Annotated in this window: 14 protein-coding genes; 9 read left to right on the forward strand and 5 right to left on the reverse strand. The window is 73.6% G+C overall.

The window, feature by feature from the left end:
- Position 1: 1 nt before the first annotated feature.
- The 3 genes from EAD89_RS13375 to EAD89_RS13385 all read right to left on the reverse strand — a co-directional run bounded on the left by EAD89_RS13375 (position 2) and on the right by EAD89_RS13385 (position 2,402).
- The gene (locus EAD89_RS13375) at positions 2-1,207 is read right to left on the reverse strand and encodes a hypothetical protein (protein WP_121675919.1); all 1,206 of its coding nucleotides are present in this window, start codon (positions 1,205-1,207) and stop codon (positions 2-4) included.
- On the reverse strand, positions 1,204-1,752 hold the full coding sequence (locus EAD89_RS13380; protein WP_121675920.1) for a SigE family RNA polymerase sigma factor: 549 nt from the start codon (positions 1,750-1,752) through the stop codon (positions 1,204-1,206). Before EAD89_RS13380 ends, EAD89_RS13375 begins: the two co-directional genes overlap by 4 nt.
- A 68-nt stretch (positions 1,753-1,820) precedes the next feature.
- On the reverse strand, positions 1,821-2,402 hold the full coding sequence (locus EAD89_RS13385; protein WP_121654209.1) for a TetR family transcriptional regulator: 582 nt from the start codon (positions 2,400-2,402) through the stop codon (positions 1,821-1,823).
- Between the two features lie 108 nt (positions 2,403-2,510).
- Here EAD89_RS13385 and EAD89_RS13390 point away from each other — a divergent pair, with 108 nt between their 5' ends.
- Positions 2,511-3,665 carry an FAD-dependent oxidoreductase gene (locus EAD89_RS13390; RefSeq protein ID WP_121675935.1) on the forward strand — a complete coding sequence of 385 codons (1,155 nt, stop codon included), beginning with the start codon at positions 2,511-2,513 and terminating at the stop codon, positions 3,663-3,665.
- On the opposite strand, the gene EAD89_RS13395 is transcribed toward EAD89_RS13390, so the two are convergent.
- Positions 3,662-4,855 (reverse strand): MFS transporter, encoded by a 1,194-nt coding sequence (locus EAD89_RS13395; protein ID WP_121675921.1) that lies wholly within the window; start codon positions 4,853-4,855, stop codon positions 3,662-3,664. The genes EAD89_RS13390 and EAD89_RS13395 overlap by 4 nt on opposite strands.
- 119 nt (positions 4,856-4,974) lie before the next feature.
- On the opposite strand from EAD89_RS13395, the gene EAD89_RS13400 reads away from it, so the two are divergent.
- The 5 genes from EAD89_RS13400 to EAD89_RS13420 all read left to right on the forward strand — a co-directional run bounded on the left by EAD89_RS13400 (position 4,975) and on the right by EAD89_RS13420 (position 12,872).
- Positions 4,975-6,762, forward strand: a complete 1,788-nt coding sequence (locus tag EAD89_RS13400) for an HSP90 family protein (protein WP_121675922.1) — start codon at positions 4,975-4,977, stop codon at positions 6,760-6,762.
- A 2-nt stretch (positions 6,763-6,764) separates the two neighbouring features.
- The gene (locus EAD89_RS13405; RefSeq protein WP_121675923.1) at positions 6,765-9,656 is read left to right on the forward strand and encodes a hypothetical protein; all 2,892 of its coding nucleotides are present in this window, start codon (positions 6,765-6,767) and stop codon (positions 9,654-9,656) included.
- A 121-nt stretch (positions 9,657-9,777) separates the two neighbouring features.
- Entirely contained in the window at positions 9,778-10,377 is a 600-nt protein-coding gene (locus EAD89_RS13410; RefSeq protein WP_121675924.1) for a TetR/AcrR family transcriptional regulator, read from the forward strand.
- Between the two features lie 75 nt (positions 10,378-10,452).
- Positions 10,453-11,790 (forward strand): acetyl/propionyl/methylcrotonyl-CoA carboxylase subunit alpha, encoded by a 1,338-nt coding sequence (locus tag EAD89_RS13415; protein ID WP_121675925.1) that lies wholly within the window; start codon positions 10,453-10,455, stop codon positions 11,788-11,790.
- A gap of 161 nt (positions 11,791-11,951) precedes the next feature.
- Complete coding sequence (locus EAD89_RS13420; protein WP_121655784.1) at positions 11,952-12,872, forward strand: hydroxymethylglutaryl-CoA lyase; 921 nt, start codon at positions 11,952-11,954, stop codon at positions 12,870-12,872.
- 60 nt (positions 12,873-12,932) lie between these two features.
- Here EAD89_RS13420 and EAD89_RS13425 read toward each other — a convergent pair whose 3' ends face one another.
- Positions 12,933-13,505 (reverse strand): snapalysin family zinc-dependent metalloprotease, encoded by a 573-nt coding sequence (locus EAD89_RS13425; protein WP_121675926.1) that lies wholly within the window; start codon positions 13,503-13,505, stop codon positions 12,933-12,935.
- Between the two features lie 188 nt (positions 13,506-13,693).
- Between EAD89_RS13425 and EAD89_RS13430 the strand changes: the two genes are divergently transcribed.
- From EAD89_RS13430 to EAD89_RS13440, 3 genes are all read left to right on the forward strand, one after another.
- Positions 13,694-15,226, forward strand: a complete 1,533-nt coding sequence (locus tag EAD89_RS13430) for an acyl-CoA carboxylase subunit beta (RefSeq protein ID WP_121675927.1) — start codon at positions 13,694-13,696, stop codon at positions 15,224-15,226.
- Between the two features lie 77 nt (positions 15,227-15,303).
- A complete protein-coding gene (locus EAD89_RS13435) occupies positions 15,304-16,452 on the forward strand; it encodes an acyl-CoA dehydrogenase family protein (protein ID WP_121675928.1) in 1,149 nt (382 codons plus the stop codon).
- Positions 16,453-16,596: 144 nt separating this feature from the next.
- A complete protein-coding gene (locus EAD89_RS13440; RefSeq protein WP_121675929.1) occupies positions 16,597-19,290 on the forward strand; it encodes a helix-turn-helix domain-containing protein in 2,694 nt (897 codons plus the stop codon).
- Positions 19,291-19,326: the final 36 nt, after the last annotated feature.

Here is a 19,326-nt window from a genome sequence, read left to right on the forward strand (position 1 = left end):
CTCAACCGGCGAGTGCCACCATGCCGGGCAGGTCGCGCACGATGCCGGTGATCTCGCCGGTCTCCGGGTTCCACCGCGCCAGCCCGGCCGGCTCCAGGCGCAGCAGCACCGCGCCCTTGTTGTCCCAGCCCAGCACCGGGCAGCAGCCCTTGGCGCGGTCCCGGCCCAGGTCGAGCACGTGGGCCACCGCACCCGTGCGGGCGTCCAGCACGGTCACCCCCTCAGCGCCGTCGATCTCGCCGTTGGTGATCCAGGCGGCGCGGGCCAGCCGGCTGCCGTGCAACCAGCCCTGGCCGTAGAACTCGTTGACCTGGTACGGCGCCGGCAGCAACCCACCCGTGACGGGTTGTTCGGAGCGGACGGCGCCCGTGCCGGCGGTCCGGCTGCGCAGCATCAGGCCGCCCCGTTGGCCGCCCGTCTCGACAAGTGCCGCCTCGCGCCCGGCCGCCGGGTCGGGTGCCGCCACGTCCCAGGCCGACACGTCGATCGTGCGCGCCGCGCCGGTGACGCGGTCCACCGCGTACGTCCGGTTGTCGCCGCCGACGAGCACCCGGTCGTTCGCCCAGACCACCAGCTCCAGGTAGCCGGCGAGCGGGATCCGGCGTACGGCGGCCGTGGTGAGGTCGACGAGGATCAGCTCGTTGGTCTGCGCGAACGCGGCCGAGCGACCGTCGGGCGACAGCACTCCCGGCTTCACGGCGGGCGCCTCGTTGCCGCCCTCGTCCCGGGTCGGCGCCGGGATGACCACGTCGAGACTGCGCACCACGCCGTCGTCGCCGAGGATCCGGACCGGCCCGTCCGCGCGGTACTCCTCGTTCAACGGTTGGAACAGCGCCAGCGCCCGCTGAACCGGTCGCGCGGAGAGCGGCACGGTCGCCGGGTCGCCGAGCCGGGCCAGCGGGTCGGGCGGGAAGGTCAGCTCGGCCGGAGGGCTCTGCACCGGACCGGGGTGCGGGGCCTCGACGGTCGGGGCGACGGTTGGGTTGACCGTCGGAGCAACCGAGAGGTCCGGCGGCCGTTCGGCGGTGGGTCGCAGGGCGGCCACCGTGCCGCCGCCGATGAGGGCCACGGCCAGGGCGACCGCGCCGACCGCCCGTCGGGTACGCCGGGTGCGCCGTGCCCGCTCCCAGCCGGCCGCCGCCGGGTGGCTGGGCCGGACGTCCTCGACGCTGACGGTCAACAGCCGGCGCAGTTCCTGCTCGTTCACGGGTTCACCTCCAGGCCGCTGGCCAGGTCACCGCGACCGGCCGGGTCCTGGGCCGGCCGGGTGTGCCGGGCGAGGTCCGGGGCCACCTCGCGGAGCCGACGCAGCGCTGCGTGGCACTGGCTCTTCACGGTGCCGACGGTCACCCCGAGCGCCTCGGCGGTGGCCACCTCGGTCAGGTCCTCGTAGTAGCGCAGCACCAGCACGGCCCGCTGCCGGGGCGGGAGCAGGCCGAGCGCGTCGTGCAGCGTCAGGCGTAGCGCGCCGTCACGGTCGGGGGCCACCTGCTCCGGCGGCTCGGCGCTGAGCCGTTCCCGTCGCCGCCGACGCCACCACGACACGGTGTCCCGGTAGAGGATGGCCCGCACGTACGCGGCGGGATCGCCGTCGCGGACCGTGCTCCAGCGCAGCGCCAGCTTGAGCAGCGCGTCCTGGAGGAGGTCCTCGGCCTGGTGCCGGTTGCCGCAGATCAGGTAGGCCGCGCGCAGCAGGCGGTGCTGGTGGCTCTCCACGAAGGCGAGGTAGCCGTCGCGTCCGTCGCTTGCCATCCGCCCACCTCCCGGCCGTCGCGTTCGGCCTCACCTGCCAGACGCACGGCGAGGGGGAAAAGGTTGGGTCAGCTCTCCGGCTGCCCGGTCAGATAGCGCTGGAGGGTCGGTGCGATCCAGGAGACCAGCTCCTCCTGATCCAGCTCCACCATCGGTGGCAGGCGGACGATGTAGCGGGTGAAGGCGAGGCCGAGGATCTGACTGGCCACCAGGCCCGCGCGTCGGGCGGTGGTTGCCGGGTCGCCGCCGAACGTGGCCACGGCAGTGATGAGCTGGTCGGCGAAGATGCCGCGCATCCGCTCCGCCGCGCCCGGGTTGGTGCTCGCGGCCCGCAGCAGCGCGACGAGCGTCTCGTCGCCGTCCCACCGGGCCAGGAAGTGCCGCACCAGCACGTCGCCGAACCGTCCGGGCGGCACGTGGGTCAGGTCGGGCAGCCGGAGGTCGAACTCGGCCGCCGCCGCGAAGAGACCCTCCTTGCTGCCGTAGTAGCGCATCACCATCGACGGGTCGATCCGGGCGTCGGCGGCGATGGCCCGGATGGTGGCGCGCTCGTACCCGTCCGACGCGAACCGTTCACGGGCGGCCCGCAGGATCGCGGCCCGGGTGACGTCCGAGCGGCGGGGCTGGGTCGAGTCGACGCGCACTGTCATGTCAACGACCGTAGGCCAACGCCTGTTGACATACAACAATGAGCGGACCTAGCGTTGCCAACAGATGTTTGCCAACAGATGTTGGCAACGGTCGTTCCGGAGGTGGTCATGCTGCCCACGAATACCGACGTTCTGGTGGTGGGCGGCGGCCCCACCGGCCTCGCCACCGCGCTGACACTGGCCCACCGCGGCGTCGACGTCACCGTCCTGGACCAGCTCGGCAGCCCGCCGTCGACCTCCCGGGCGGCCGTCGTGCACGCGTACACCCTGGAGGTGCTGGACCGGATCGGCGCCGCGACGCCGCTGGTCGCCCAGGGGGTGCGGGCGCCGCGATTCACCGTCCGCGACCGGGACCGGGTGCTGCTGTCGGTCCCGTTCCACCAGTTGCCGTCCCGCTTCCCCTACGCGCTGATGGTCTCCCAGTCGGTCACCGAGGCGGTGCTCACCGCGCAACTGGCCGACCACGGCGTCCAGGTGCGGCGGCCGTGCCGGTTGACCGGACTGAGCCGGACCGCGGACGGAGTGGTCGCGCAGGTCGATGGGGCCGAGGTGCGCGCCCGGTTCGTGGTCGGCGCGGACGGCCTGCACAGCACGGTCCGACAGTTGGCCGGCATCGGCTTCACCGGCCCCAGCGACGAGGAGTCCTTCGTGCTGGCCGACGTCCGGGTACACAGCGTCCTGCCCCGGGACGAGGCGGCGCTCTTCCTCGCCCGCTCCGGGCCGCTGATCTGGGCGCCGCTACCGGACGGGGTGGTCCGGCTGGTCGCCGCCGTGCCGACCGCCCCGGCGGAGCCGGACACGGCCTACCTTCAGGCGCTGCTCGACGAGCGCGGACCGGCCCGGCGACCCGACCGGGTGACCGAGGTGCTCTGGGGCTCCCGGTTCCGGGTGCACCACCGGATCGCCGACACCTTCCGGGCCGGACCGGTGCTGCTGGCCGGGGACGCCGGGCACGTGCACAGCCCCGCCGGCGGACAGGGCATGAACCTCGGCATCTGCGACGCGGTGGCGCTCGGCGCCGCGCTGGCCGATGTGCTCGACGGCGGCCCGGAGACGCTGCTCGACGAGTACACGGCCCGGCAGCGCCCGATGGCCGAGGACGTGCTGAGCTTCGCCGCCGGGCTGACCCGGCTGGCCACCCTCTCCCCGGCCCGCCGGCCGATCCGGGACGTGCTGCTCCGGCTGCTCGGCGCCGTCCCGCCGGCCCGGCGCCAGATCGCGCTGCGCCTGTCCGGGCTGTCCCACCGGGAACGAACACCCTAGGTCCGCAGTGCCCGCCACGCCGCCAGGGTGACCAGAGCGAACGTCCCGGCGGCCGCACCCGCCACCGGCACGGTCCCGTACGCCGAGGCGACCAGCCCCGCGAGCGCCGCGCCCACCGGCGCGGTGAGCAGCCCGACCATCCGCTGGGCGGCACCAACCCGACCGAGCAGTCCGCTCGGCACGTGCCGCTGCCCGTACGACGCCCACAGGCTGTTCCACACCGCGGTGCCGGCCGCGAAGACCGCCAGCGTGATCCCGCCCGGCACCGGATGCCGGGCCAGCGCGAACCCGGTCAGCGCGATGGTCTGCACGGCGAGCACCACACCCAGCGCGGGCGCCGTGCCGAGCCGGGCGGCGAGCCGACTCGCCCCGAGCGCCCCGGCCACGCCGCCGACGATCGCGCCCGCGGCGAACAGCCCGTACCCGGCCGGCGGCACCCGCAACACGTCCAGCGCGTAGAGCACCAGCACCGCCAGCACACCGCTGATCGCCAGGTTGCTCGCGGCGGTGAGCAGGGTGAAGCGCCACAGTGTCCGGTGCCCACGCAGCCACCGCACCCCCTCGGCGATCTCGCCCCACACCGACCCCCGTCGAGCGACGCTCACCGGGCGCGCAGCGGATGTCGGCGTGAGGGCCAGGACGAGCAGGGCCGCCACGGCGAAGGTGACGGCGTCGAGGGTGAACGGGAGGGCTGGGGCGGCGGCGAAGAGAACGCCCGCGGCGGGCGCGCCGAGGAAACCGCCGGCCACCGCCGTACCCGCCTGGAGCCGTCCGTTCGCCCGGGGCAGCGCGGCCGGCGGCACCAGCGCGGGCAGCAGCGCGAACGAGGCGGCGTCGAAGAGGGTGCCCAGCGTGGCGAGGAGGAACGCGGCCACCAGCAGCGTCAGGATGCCCGCCCGGTCGAAGGCGATCGCCACGGCCAGCGCCGCCACCACGACCGCGCGTACCCCGTCCACCAGGGCCATCGTCCGCCGTCGGTCCCAGCGGTCCGCGTACACGCCGCCGAGCAGGCCGAAGAGCAGCGGCGGTAGCTGGGCGACCACGGTGACCGCCGCGATGACCCGGGGGTCGCGGGTCAGCGTCGCGGCCAGCAACGCCAGGGCCGGCGTACGCAGCGCATCTCCCAACCGGGAGGAGACGGCGGCGGACCAGAGCAGCCGGAAGTCCCGGCCGAGAGCGGTGGAGGTCATGGCGGTGACCGTGCGGGTTCGACCGGGTCGAGGGTCAAGCCGCCGGGCGAAAGGGGGACGCACACGTCGGTGATCATCGGTACGGTGGGCGCCGGCATCGGACCGGGGAGAACTCAGGCGTGGACCACACCTTTCAGGTCGACCTCCGTGGCGTGGTCGACCTGCTCAGTCATCACCTCTACGGCAGCCCACGGGTCTACGTCCGCGAGCTGCTCCAGAACTCGGTGGACGCGATCACCGCGCGGCGTGCGGGTGAACCGGACGCCACCGCGCTGGTCCGCATCGAGCCGCCCGACATCACCGGCGACGGCACACTGCGGGTGCACGACACCGGCATCGGCCTCACCGAGGCGCAGGTGCACGAACTCCTGGCCACCATCGGCCGCAGCTCCAAACGCGACGAGCTGGGCTTCTCCCGGCACGAGTTCCTCGGCCAGTTCGGCATCGGTCTGCTCTCCTGCTTCCTGGTGGCCGACGAGATCCAGGTGCTCACCCGGCACGGCGATCACCCCACCGTCCGCTGGACCGGGTACGCCGACGGCCGCTACGCCGTGACGGTGGCGCCACCGGAGGCCGCCCGCGCCGAGCCGGGCACGACGGTCACGCTGGTGCCCCGCCGCGACGCCGACCAGTGGTTCAGCACCCCGACCGTCACCGACCTGGCCCGGCTCTTCGGTTCCCTGCTGCCGGTCACCGTCCGGGTCGGCGACGTGGTCACCACCACCGGCGAGCCACCCTGGCCGACCACGGCGGGAGCGCCGGTCGACCGGGCGGCGCTGATCCGGTACGCCCGGGAGATGCTCGGCGTCGACCCGTTCGACGTGGTGCCCCTGACCGTGCCGGAGGCCGGGCTGACCGGTGTCGCCTTCATCCTGCCCACCCCGGTGAACCCGGCGGCCCGGGCCGGGCACCGGGTCTACCTCAAGCGGATGCTGCTCACCGAGCACGCCGACGGGCTGCTGCCGGACTGGGCGTTCTTCGCGCACTGCGTGGTGGACGCGACCGAGCTGCGCCCGACCGCCAGCCGGGAGGCCCTCTACGAGGACACCCTGCTGACCGCCACCCGGGAGGCGCTCGGCGACCAGGTACGCGGCTGGCTGGTCCGGCTGGCGCGGCACGACCCGCACCGGCTGGCCGAGTTCCTCCAGGTGCACCACCTCGGCGTGAAGGCGTTGGCGCTGCACGACGACGAGATGCTCCGGCTGGTCGACCGGTGGTGGCCGATGGACACCAACGTCGGCACGCTCACCCTCGCCGAGTTCCGGGAACGCTACGGGGTGCTCCGCTACGCGGCGAGCCTCGACGAGTTCCGCCAGCTCGCCGCGGTGGCCGCTGCGCAGGACCTGGCGGTGGTCAACGCCGGCTACACGTACGACACCGAGCTGATCGAGCGGCTGCCGGTGGTGGACCGCTCGGTGCTGATCGAGCGGCTGGAGCCGAGCGACCTCACCACCCGCTTCGACGGCCTCGACCCGCAGGTGGAGCTGGCGCTGCGGCCGTTCCTCAGCGCGGCGCAGCGGGCCGTCGAGCGCTCCGGCTGCGAGGTGGTCATCCGGGCGTACGACCCGGTCTCGCTGCCCGCGCTCTACCTGGTCAGCCGGTCGGCGGCGTTCAACGACCAGCTCGCGGCCAGCCGGGACCGGGCCGACGAGCTGTGGGGCGGCGTGCTCGACGCGCTCGCGGCCACCGCCCCACCGGACCGCCCGCAGCTGGTGCTCAACCACCGCAACCCGCTGGTCCGCCGGGTCACCATGCTGGCCGACCCGGAGCTGGTCGGGCTCGCCGTCGAGGCGCTGTACGGGCAGGCGCTGCTGCTCGGCCACCATCCGATCCGCGCGGCCGACGCCGCGCTGCTGAACGATTCCTTCCTCGGCCTGCTCGGCCGGGCCGTTCCGGGACGGGAGTGAGCATGGCCGACGAGGATCTGTGGCGGGTGCTGCGCGGCATCTCCGACATGCCGTACGGGGCGGGCCAGATCGCGGCGCTGGAGCAGTTGCTGCGCCGGGTGGACGCCGCGGACGACCGGCACCTCGCCTTCGTCACCCGGATGCAGGCCACCACCGGGTACGTCTACGGCGGTGAACCGGCGAAGTCGTTCGTGACCTTCTCCTGGTGCCTGTCCGAGTTCGACCGGGATCCGCAGCCCTACCACCAGCGTCACCTGCACCACCTGCTGTGGCACTTCAAGTACATGGTGTCCGGCCTGCTGAAGTTCCCGGAGGTGCCGCTGGACCGCACGTACGCGGTGCTGGACGACATGGAACGGCGTTACAAGGCCGGCGGGCACAGCCTCCAGACCGTCCACAAGCACCGGTTCCGGGTCGCCGATCACGTGGGTGACGCCGACGCGGCCGCGCACTGGTACCGGCTCTGGCAGACCACCCCGCGCGACGAGCTCTCCGACTGCGCCGGCTGCGACCCGACGAGCCAGGTGGGCTACCTCGCCGACACCGGTCGGGACGCCGAGGCGGTGACGCTGGCCGAGCCGGTCCTCGCCGGCCGGCTCACCTGCACCGAGCAGCCGCAGGCGATCCTCACCGCGCTACTCCTGCCGTACCTGCGCACCGGGCGCGGTGCGGCGGCGCGGGACGCGCACCGGGAGGCGTACCGCCGGCTGCGCGGCAACCTCGCCGACCTGTGGGACATCGGCGACCACATCGAGTTCTGCACGCTGACCGGCAACGAGGCGCGGGCGGTGGAGCTGGTCGAACGACACCTGGACTGGCTGGACCGGCCGCCGTCGCCGGCCGCCGCGATGCACTTCGCGGCGACCGCCGCCGCCGCGCTGCGCCAGGCCGGCCGGATCGGCGCGCCGACCGTGTACCGCCGTGCCGCCGAGGGCCGGCCGGCCGGCGAGGTGCCGGCGCTGACGCTCGCCGACGAGCTGGCGGAGACCGCCACCGCGCTGGCCGCCCGCTTCGACGCCCGCAACGGCAGCGCGGCCCAGTCGGAGTGGATCGCCCGACGGCTCGCCGTGCGGGCGGATGGTGAGCACCTGCCGCTCTCCGCCAGCGTCCGCCGCCGCTCGGTCCGCCCGGCCGGGGACGAGTCGAGCGTCCACCCCGACCGGAATGCGGCACCGGCCGTCGCCGACCGGGCGCGGGCCGACGACGAGCCAGCCGTGGCCCTGCCCGCCGACGCCGGCCCGGTTGAGCTGCTGGCCCTCGCCGAGGAGAGCTGGGGCCGGCACGACCGGGCCACCTTCCGGGCGGCGCTGGCCGCCTGCGACTCACGGTTCGGCGTCGACGACCTGCCACCGGGCACGGCCGCGCACCGGCTGGCGCTGCGAGCGGCCGAGCGCGGTGACGAGGACGACATCGCCGGCGCCATCGAGATGAACCGGGCGGCGCTGAGCCGGTACCGGGAGGCGGCCGAGGAGGTGCCCGCCCAGGTGGTCGCCGGGCGGCTCGGCGTGCTGCTGACCCGCTCCGACGACGACGCCGAGGAGGGGCTGGCGCTGGTCCGGGCCGCCGCCGAGGCGTTGGAACGGCTCGGCGACGCCCGACAGCGGGCCGCCGGGCACGACCGGGTGGCGCTGGCGCTGCTGCACCGGGAACGCTGGGCGGAGGCGCTCGCCGCGCTCGACCGGGCACCGGCCGATGCGGGCGGAGACCGGCACCTGGCGGCCCGGATCGCGCTGCACCGGGCACATCTGCTGGAGCAGTCGGACCGCGTCGAGGAGGCCCGCGCGGCCGCCGACGAGGCTCGCCAGATCGGCCGTGAGCTGGGCGTCGGCGAGCTGACCACGGCAGCCTGCCTGACGTACGTCCGGACGGCGGACGATCCGGCCGACGCGGTGGCCGCCTGCGACGAGGCGCTGGCGGTGGCGCCGGCGAACGCGGAGCTGCCGATCCGGGTCGCCCGGGCCCGGGCGCTGCTCTCCGCCGGGCGGGCCGCCGACGCCGTGGACGACTTCGTCGAGGCGGTGACGCTGTGCGTGGAGCGGGGCGCCGAGGGGGACGCCTTCCTGCGGTGGGAGCTGGCGAACGCGTACCGGGTCGTGGGCCGGCTCGGTGAGGCGGCCGAGGTCGCCGAGGAGGCCGTCCTCGGTCTGGACCGGCTCGGCGCCCAGGCGGAGGCGGACCGCTGCCGGCACCTGCTGGCCGGTGTCTACGCCGGGCTCGGCGAGATCGACCCGGCGCTGGCACTGCTGGAGCGCTTGGCCGAGAACCTGGACGGCCCGGACAACCTCCCGCACCGCGCGCAGGTGCTGGAGGAGGCCGGCGGGATCCTCTACGACGCCGACCGGGACGCGGTGGCCGCCGAGCGGTTCGCGGCTGCCGCTACGGCGTACCGGCTCGCCGACCTGCCGCTCGACGAGCTGCGGGCCCGTCGACGGGAGGCGTACGCCTGGTTCTGGTCCGATGACCGGCCGGCGGCGGTACGCGCCATCGAGCTGGTGGACGGGTTGGCGGCGACGCTGGCCGCGCAGCCCGAGCAGTCGCCGCCGGTGACGTACGAGCTGGCGATGGCGGCCGAGGCCGGCGCGAGGGTGCTGACCGGGGAGGACCGGCCGGACGAGGCGCTGGACCGGCTGTCCGGGGTGCCCGACCGTTTGCGGTCGATCGAGGCGTTCGGTGAGGCCGCGCAGGTGGAGATTCTGACCGGTGAGCTGCTGCTGCGCCTGGACCGGCCGGCCGAGGCGGAGCCGCTGCTGCGCCGTGTGCTCGGCGGGCTCCCGGCCGACTCCCGGCCCGTACGCCAGACCGCCTGGCTGCTGGCCCGTGCGCTGGACCTGCTGGACCGGTCCCCGGAGGCCGAGGCGGTACGGGCGGAGCACGACCTCGACCCGGACGACTGACCTTGCCGGCCGGTCGACCCCTCCACGGGCAGGTCGGGAGGGGTCGACCGGCGGTGCGACGTGCGCAACCGACCGGTAACCACCGCTCCACCGCGCGCAGCTCGCGGTCTACGCTTGCCCCGTGACGGTGGAGCAGCAGGCGCGCGGCGCGGCGGGTGCGGGCCGGCGCCGGTCCCGCAAGGACGAGATCCTGGAGATCGCGGTCGGCCTGTTCGCCGCCCGGGGATACCACGGGGTGTCGATGGACGACATCGGCGCGGCCGCCGGGGTGACCGGTCCGGCGCTCTACCACCACTTCGCCGGCAAGGAGGCGATGCTGGCCGCCGCGCTGATCCCGGTGAGCGAAGGGCTGCTGGCCGGCGGGCGGGAACGCTCCGCCGGGCACCCGGACGACCCGCGCGGCGTACTGGAGTCGCTGATCGACTTCCACGTCGAGTTCGCGCTGGCCAACCCGGCGGTGATCGCGCTGCACCTGCACGAGCTGGACCGGCTGCCGGAGGAGCCGCGGCGACGGATCCGCCGCCTGCAACGGCTCTACGTCGAGGAGTGGGTCACGGTGCTCACCGCGCTGCACCCCGGCATGCCCGACGGCGAGGCACGGGTGCTGGCGCACGCCGCGTTCGGCCTGATGAACTCGACCCCGTTCCTCGGTGGTGAGGTGGACCGGCGACGCCGCGCCGAGCTGCTGCGCGACGCCGCCCTGGCCGCGCTGCTCGCCTGAGCCCCCGACTCGTCAGGAGCGTGCCGGTCATGGTTCCCTGACAAGCGTCCCACCATCCGGACGCCGGGAGGAAACATGATCGAGTCACTGCTGGTCGCCAATCGGGGCGAGATCGCCCGCCGGATCATCCGCACCGCCAAGCGGCTCGGCATCCGCGCGATCGCGGTGTACTCGGAGGCCGACGCCGACCTGCCGTTCGTCGCCGAGGCGGACGAGGCGGTCCTCATCGGCCCACCGAACCCGGCGCAGAGCTACCGCAACACCGAGGCGATCCTCGCCGCCGCGAAGTCGACCGGCGCGCAGGCCATCCACCCCGGGTACGGCTTCCTGTCGGAGAACGCCGAGTTCGCCCGTACCGTCGAGTCGAGCGGCCTGATCTGGGTCGGACCCGACGCGGACGCGATCACCGCGATGGGCGACAAGATCAACGCCCGGAACCTGATGGCGGCGGCCGGGGTTCCGGTCGCGCCCGGCACCACCGACCCGGCGGCGGACCTGGACACCGCCGTGGCCGCCGCCGCCGAGATCGGTTACCCGGTGATGGTCAAGGCCGCCGCCGGTGGCGGCGGTATGGGCATGGGCGTGGCCGTCGACGAGGCTGCGCTGCGCACCGAGTACGACAAGGTGCGCGCGTTCGCCGAGCGGATGTTCGGCGACGGCTCGGTGCTGATCGAGCGGTACTTCCCCCGGGTGCGTCACGTCGAGGTGCAGATCCTCGGCCTGGCCGACGGTCGGGTGGTGGCGCTCGGCGAGCGGGAGTGCTCGGTGCAGCGGCGTAACCAGAAGCTGGTCGAGGAGTCCCCGTCCCCGGCGGTCTCGCCGGAGCTGCGCGAGCGTTTCCTGGCCGCGGCGGTACGCGCCGGCGAGGCGGTCGGCTACCGCAACGCGGGCACCGTGGAGTGCCTGCTCGATCCCGCGACGAACGAGTTCTTCTTCCTGGAGATGAACACCCGCCTTCAGGTGGAGCACCCGGTGACCGAGTACGTCTACGGCGTCGACCTGGTCGAGGAGCAGTTGCGGGTGGCGTCCGGGCTGGCGCCGACCTTCGATCCGGACGCGCTGGCGCCGAGCGGGCACGCCATCGAGATGCGGATCAACGCCGAGGACCCGAAGCGTTTTCTGCCCGGCCCCGGCGTGGTCCGGACCTGGGTGGAGCCGACCGGCGAGGGGGTCCGGGTGGACTCTGGCTACACCCAGGGCAACACCGTCACGCCGTTCTACGACAGCCTGATGGCCAAGCTGATCATCAGCGGCGCCACCCGCGACGAGGTGATCGAGCGCGCCCGGACGGCCGTCGCCGCCTTCCAGATCGAGGGCCCGAAGAACAATCTCCCCTTCTTCGCCGAGCTCCTGGAGAACGAGGAGTTCCTCTCCGGCGCCTACGACACCGGCATCGTCTCCCGCATGCGCTGACCGACCCCCGACCCCCGACCCCCGGCCTCTGTTGATCAAGAGGTTTGCGTCAGCCGCAGCCGGAATCCTGACGGAAACCTCTTGATCGACGCGGCTGGTGGTGCGAGTGGCATGCTGGGGGAACCCCAGCACAGCTTGACGTCACAGTGAGGTGACCCCTTATGGCGGACCTGCCGGACTTCGTCTCCATTCGCGAGGTTGGGCCTCGGGACGGGCTCCAGAACGAGGACCCGATTCCGACCGACGCGAAGGTGCGGCTGCTCGACGCGCTCTCCGGCACCGGCGTACGACGGATCGAGGCGGTGTCGTTCGTGCACCCGAAGGCGATCCCGCAGATGGCCGACGCCGACGAGGTGTGGCGGCGGGCGGCGCGGGCGGACGGGGTGCGCTACTCGGCCCTGGTGCCGAACACGCGGGGCGCTCAGCGGGCCCTGGCCGCCGGGTTCACCGAGATCGAGGTGGTGGTCTCGGCCAGCGACACGCACAACCGGCGCAACGTCAACCGCTCCACCGACGAGTCGCTGGACGACATCGCGGAGCTGATCGACCTGCTGCACGGCGCCTCCGCGCAGGTCGAGGTGATCGTGGCGACCAGCTTCGGCTGCCCGTACGAGGGGGACGTCGACCCGGCACGGGTGGCCGGGATCGTGGACCGGGTCGTCCGCGACGGCGCGGACCGCGTCGCGTTCGGCGACACCACCGGCATGGGCACTCCGCGCCGGGTCCGCGAGCTGCTGACCGCGGTACGCGACCGCAACGCGCACGTGCCGGTGCTGCTGCACTTCCACAACACCCGGGGTACGGCGCTGGCCAACCTGCTGACCGCGCTGGAGCTGGGGGTGACCGAGTTCGACGCCAGCGTGGGCGGCCTGGGCGGCTGCCCGTACGCGCCGGGGGCCAGCGGCAACCTGGCAACCGAGGAGGCCGTGCACATGCTGCACGACATGGGCATCGACACCGGCATCGACCTGGCCGCCCTCATCGAGGCGGCCGAACTGGCCGAGCACCTGCTCGGCAAGAAGCTGCCGTCCGGCGTGCTGCGCGCGGGTCCGCGGACCCGGCTGACGCCGATGCCGAGCTGACCGCTCGCAAACGCGGGGAGGGGCCGGCACGATGCCGGCCCCTCCGTCGTGTCCGGTCGATCAGCCCACCGTGGTGAGCATGCTCGGCCAGCTGTCGCGGAAGATGTCCGCCCCGGCGCGGTCCGCGCTGCGCTCGGCGGCGAAGGTGCCGGCGAAGAGGTTGCTCACCCGGTTCGCCTCGGCGCTGCTCGGGTACGGGTTGGTGCAGCTGGTGCCGGCGCTGCCACCGGACATCAGGAGCGAGCAGTTCCCGTTGTAGTTGTCCGGCAGGCCGAGGATGTGCCCGATCTCGTGGGTCATGATCCGCAGCACGCTGTACTGCGCGGCCTGCTGGGTGTCGATGTAGACCCGGCCGTTGCCGAGGCTGGTCCGGACGGCGTACGAGCCGCCGCCGGTGATCCGGTAGATCCGGAGGTTGGAGCCACAGTTCGCCGAGAGCGTCAGGTTCACGGTGGCGTTGTTCCAGATCGAGGCGGCCTGGTTGGCGACGCTGGCGTAGCTTCCCGCCTGGCTGGTGTTGTAGCAGATGGTCATGGCGGCGGACGCGGGCGAGGGGTTGGCGACCGTGACGCCGAGGGTGGCGAGCGTCATCGCGACGAACGCGACCGCGAGCCGATTGAGTCGTGAGGTCATCGCTGACTCCAATCCGGGAGGAGGGGGTGTCAGGAGCCTAGTCATAGAGATTAATAGATTTCAATGTTTGGTTTGAATCCGCAGCATCCCGGCGCCGCCCGGCCATCCGGTCCGCCCATGGGTCGCCGGTCGTCACGCGAATGCGATAGCCTAACGATCGTTCAGGTCAGTACGGCGAGGGAGTCAGCGTGACGCTCGACGGTGAGGCGCTGGAGCAGCTGCGCAAGCGGGCCCGGTCCGGCGGCGCGGACAAGTACCACGCGGCCAACGCGGCCAAGGGCAAGCTCTTCGCCCGGGAGCGGGTCGCGCTCCTGGTCGACGAGGGCTCGTTCGTCGAGGACGGCCTGTACGCCAACGCGCTCGCCGAGGGGCTGCCCGCCGACGGCGTGGTCACCGGCACCGCCACCATCGACGGCCGGCAGGTCTGCCTGATGGCCAACGACTCCACCGTCAAGGCCGGCAGCTGGGGCGCCCGCACCGTCGAGAAGATCATCCGGATCATCGAGCGGGCGTACGGCGCCGGCGTGCCGATGGTCTACCTGGTCGACTCGGCCGGCGCGCGGATCACCGACCAGGTCGACCTGTTCCCCGGCCGGCGTGGCGCCGGCAAGATCTTCTGGAACCAGGTACGCGCCTCGGGATCGATCCCGCAGGTGTGCGCGCTGTTCGGCCCGAGCGCCGCAGGTGGGGCGTACATCCCGGCGTTCTGCGACGTGGTGGCCATGGTCGACGGCAACGCCAGCATGTACCTCGGCTCCGACCGGATGGTCGAGATGGTCACCGGCGAGAAGACGACCCTGGAGGCGATGGGCGGGGCCAAGGTGCACACCGCCGAATCCGGTGTCGGGCACTTCCTCTGCAAGACCGAGGCCGACGCGCTCCACGTGGTGAAGACCTACCTGTCGTACCTGCCGGCGAACTGGACCCAGCAGCCGCCGACCGCGCCGGCCGTCGCCGCGCCGGCGAAGGCTGACCTGGCCGCGCTGGTGCCGGCCAGCGAGCGGCAGGCCTTCGACATGCGGCGGTACGTCAAGGGTCTGCTCGACGAGGGCTCCTTCTTCGAGATCCAGGCGCTCTGGGCCAAGGAGCTGACCATAGGCTTCGGCCGCCTCAACGGCGAGGTCGTCGGCGTGGTCGGCAACAACTCGATGTTCAAGGGCGGCGTGCTCTTCGTCGACTCGGCCGACAAGGCGACCCGCTTCGTGCAGCTCTGCGACGCGTTCAACGTGCCGCTGCTCTTCCTCAGCGACGTACCCGGCTTCATGGTCGGCAGCGCGGTCGAGAAGCAGGGCATCATCCGGCACGGCGCGAAGATGATCACCGCCATCTCGGAGGCGACCGTGCCGAAGATCTGCGTGGTTGTCCGCAAGGCGTACGGCGCCGGCCTCTACGCGATGGCCGGCCCCGGGTTCGAGCCGGACGCCACCATCGCGCTGCCCAGCGCGAAGATCGCGGTGATGGGGGCCGAGGCAGCGGTGAACGCGGTCTACGCCAACAAGATCGCCGCCATCGCGGACGCGGACGAGCGTGCCGCCTTCGTCGCCGCGAAGCGCGCCGAGTACGAGCAGGACATCGACGTCGTCCGGCTCGCCAGCGAGCTGGTGGTGGACGCCATCGTCGAGCCGCACGATTTGCGGACCGAGCTGGTCCGCCGGTTCGCCGCAGCGCGTACCAAGGATCGGCACTTCTCCCGGCGTCGGCACGGCGTCACCCCGGTCTGACCCCTCGACCGGACCAGCACAGCGAACCGTCCCGGCGTCACGAGCGCCCGGCGGCCCCGTCCACACAGGAGGATGAGATGGATTTCCGGCTCACCGACGAACAAACGGCGCTGCGGGAGAGCGTGCGGGACTTCGCACGCGAGGTGGTTGCCCCGGTCATCGCCGAGCATTACGAGAAGCACACCTTCCCGTACGAGGTGATCCGGCAGATGGGCAAGATGGGCCTGTTCGGGCTCCCCTTCGGCGAAGAGCACGGCGGCATGGGCGGCGACTACTTCGCGCTCTGCCTGGCGCTGGAGGAGTTGGCCCGGGTCGACTCCAGCGTGGCCATCACGCTCGAGGCGGCGGTCTCGCTGGGCGCGATGCCGATCTACCGCTTCGGCACCGAGGAGCAGAAGGCGACCTGGCTGCCGAAGCTGCTCAGCGGCGAGGCACTGGCCGGTTTCGGGCTCACCGAGCCGGGCACCGGCTCGGACGCCGCCGGCACCCAGACGCGGGCGGTGCTGGACGGTGACGAGTGGGTCATCAACGGCTCGAAGGCGTTCATCACCAACTCGGGCACCGACATCACGGCCCTGGTCACCGTCACCGCGGTGACCGGCACGAACCCGGACGGCTCGAAGGAGCTGTCGACCATCATCGTGCCCACCGGCACGCCGGGGTTCACCGTGGCGCCGGGCTACTCGAAGGTGGGCTGGACCGCCTCGGACACCCACGAGCTGACCTTCGACGACTGCCGGGTGCCGGCGGCCAACCTGCTCGGCGGGCGTGGTCGGGGCTTCGCCCAGTTCCTCCGGATCCTCGACGAGGGCCGGATCGCCATCGCCGCGCTGGCCGTCGGTCTCGCTCAGGGCTGCGTCGACGAGTCGATCAAGTACGCGCAGGAGCGCCACGCCTTCGGCCGGCCGATCGGCGCCAACCAGGCGATCCAGTTCAAGATCGCCGACATGGAGCTGAAGGCGCACACCGCGCGGCTGGCCTACTACGACGCCGCCGCCCGGATGCTGGCCGGTGAGCCGTTCAAGCGGCAGGCCGCCATCGCCAAGCTGCACGCCAGCACCATCGCGGTGGACAACGCCCGGGAGGCCACCCAGATCCACGGCGGCTACGGCTTCATGAACGAGTACCCGGTGGCCCGGTTCTGGCGGGACTCCAAGATCCTGGAGATCGGTGAGGGCACCAGCGAGGTGCAGCGCATGATCATCGCACGCGACCTGGGCATCTGACCGGAGCTGGGAGTCTTCGTCGACCGGTCGATCAGCCGCCTCCCGGCGGGCCTGTCGAGCCGGCTGTCGGATTTCGGCGAGCGGGCGTCGGCAGCCCGACGTTCGACTGCCGATGGTCGGAGTCGATCCGTACTCTTCGTGCCCATGACTCCGGATCATGAAAGGTCGCGGAGCCCGGCCGGTCGTAGCGGGCTGGCGGAGCTGCTCCGCGGGCACCGGCGTGCCGCCGGCCTGACCCAGGCGGAGCTGGCATCCCGGGCCGGCGTGGGTGTGCGGACGGTGCGTGACCTGGAGCGCGGTCGGTCGGTCCGACCGCAGCGCACCACCGTCGAGTTGCTCGCCGCAGCTCTGGAGCTGACCGGGCCCGCCCGGACGGCGTTCCTGGCCGCTGCCCGGGGCCAGGCCGGTGGTGAGTCGCCCCGGCCGGACGCCACTCTGGCGGCCCTCGCGGTCACCGGTCCCACGACGTCGGCAGTCGACCCGGTCGGCCCCGCTCCGCCGGTCGCCCTTCCACCGGCGGTCGCGCTGATCGGTCGGGACCGCGACGTCACCGAGCTGGCCGCGATGCTGACCGCGGAGCACGGTCCTCGACTGGTGAGCCTGGTCGGGCTGGCCGGGGTCGGCAAGACCGCGCTGGCGCTGTCCGTCGCACACGGCGCCGCCGGGGCCTACCCGGCCGGGGTGTCCGGGGTGCTCATCGGCGAGGGTTCGGACGGGCCGGACGTGCTCGCCGCCTCGACGGCCGTACTCGGTGCGGCCCGGTTGCCGGAGCTCAGCGCCCGGCTCGCCGGTCGCCCGGCGCTGCTGCTGATGGACGCGGTGGAGCGTGCGCCCGGCCCGGTGGCCGAGACGCTGCACCGACTGACCGCCGCGCTGCCCTCGCTGCGGGTGCTGGTCGCCGGGCGGCACCCGGTCGGGCTGCCCGGCGAGCGGGTCTGGCCGGTCGCGCCGCTCGACGTGCCGCCGCCGGACGCCGAGCGATCCGGGCCGGCAACGCTCGGGTCGTGGCCGGCGGTCGCGTTGTTCACCGCCCGGCTCGCCCAGATCCGTCGGGAGCCACCCACCCCCGACGAGTTACCGGCGCTGGCCGCGCTGGTCCGCCGGCTGGGTGGGCTGCCGTTGGCCATCGAGCTGATGGCCGCGCGGGGCCGGCTCCTCGACCTCACCGAGCTGCTCGACCGGTACGGCGACCGGGTGCTCGACCTGGCGACGCCCGCGGACCCGTCGGCCCGACCCGGCTGGGACGCACCGGATGCGGCCACCCACCCGTCGAACGGCGCCGCCACCACCCCGGCCACGGCGGCGGTGACCCTGCGGGATGCGGTGGCGACCAGCTACCGGCTGCTCGCGCCGGAGGAGCGGGATGCGCTGCGACGGCTCGCCATGTTCGGCAACCGGTGGTCGGTGGAGCTGGCCGAGGAGATGCTCGCCGACGAGGCCGACCGGGACGGCACCGTGGCTGTCGACCCGGTCCCGCTGCTGGACCGGCTCGTCGAACTCGGGCTGCTGAGCGTGCGCGGCACCGGTCCGTTCCGGTTCCGGCTGCTCGACGCGGTCCGCGACTTCGCCCTCGAACAGGCGGCCGGCGGTGGCGAGCTGACGTGCGTCCGGCGCCGGCACGCGGAGGTGATCGCCCGCCTGGTGGCGCGGACCGCCACCGACCTGGCCGGTCCCCGGTTGCCCGACGCGGTGCACCGGCTGGACGAGGTGAGCAGCGACATCAGCTCCGCGCTGGCGCACGCGGCCACCGACGATCCGGTGACCGCGCTTCGCCTGGCGGCCTGCCTCCCCCGCTGGTGGCGGTTCCGGGGGCGCGACGTCGCCGGCCGGCAGTGGCTGCGCCGGTTGCTGGCCGACCCGCGAACCGCGGGCGCCGACCTCGTCCTGCGCGGCTGGGCCACCCTGGGGGTGGCCCGGCTCGCCGCCGAGCACGGCGCGGGCCCGGACGAACTGCCGACGGCACGGGCCGCCCTGGACCTGTTCCGGAAGGCCCGCGACGTCAGCGGAGAGCTGGAGGCGCGGACCGTGCTCGGCGCGCTGCTGATCACCGTGGGCGGGCACGACGAGGCCCGCGAGCAGGCCGAGGCGGTGCTCCGGCTGGCGGCGCGCAACGGGCGGACCCGGCATCTCGCGGTGGCCCAGAACAGTCTCGCCTGGCACGACATCCGGGTCGGCGACCTGGCCGCCGCGCGTCGGCGGCTGGCGGCCGTGGACCGGCTCGCCGCCGAGAGTGGGGAGCAGCGGCTGCGGCTGCTGGCGTGGGCCAACCGCGCCGAGGTCGCCCGCCTCGAGGGCCGGTACGCCGACGCCGTCGACCAGGGCCGGCAGGTCGTCGCGGCCCTGTCCGAGCTGGGTGATCCGGGGCATCGGCGCCGGGTGCTCGGCACGGTCGGGTTGGCGCTCGCCCAGGAAGGTCGCGCCGCGGAGGCGACCGAGATGCTCGCCGAGCTGCGGGCAGGCATGGCCGACGTGGCGGTGGCCGTGCCGGCGCGTTCGTGGATGGATCGGGCCGGGCCGCCGCGACCCCGTGCGGACGACCTGGTGCTGTCCCGTGGTGGGCCGGAGGCGGGCATCTGCGCGTTGATCGAGGGGAACCTGGCGCTGCACCGGGGCGACCGGGAGTTGGCTGCCGAGTGGTTCGCCGCCGCCGCCGATGCCGGTCAGGATCGGCGGGACGTGGTGGAAGCGCTGGTGGGGTTGGCCGCGAGCACCGCGGACCCGGCGGTACTGGACCGGCTCGACCAGGTCTGCCAGGAGAGCGGCATCCGGTTGTTGCCGCAGGAGTCGGGACTGCTCTACGCGCTGATCGCCGCCCGGGGCGGGCCGGCGGCGGGGTAGTCGCAGCGGGCGGCCGCACTCGTCACGGCGGGGCGG

The organism is Micromonospora sp. BL4 (genome assembly GCF_003667505.1).
Classification (GTDB): Bacteria; Actinomycetota; Actinomycetes; order Mycobacteriales; family Micromonosporaceae; genus Micromonospora.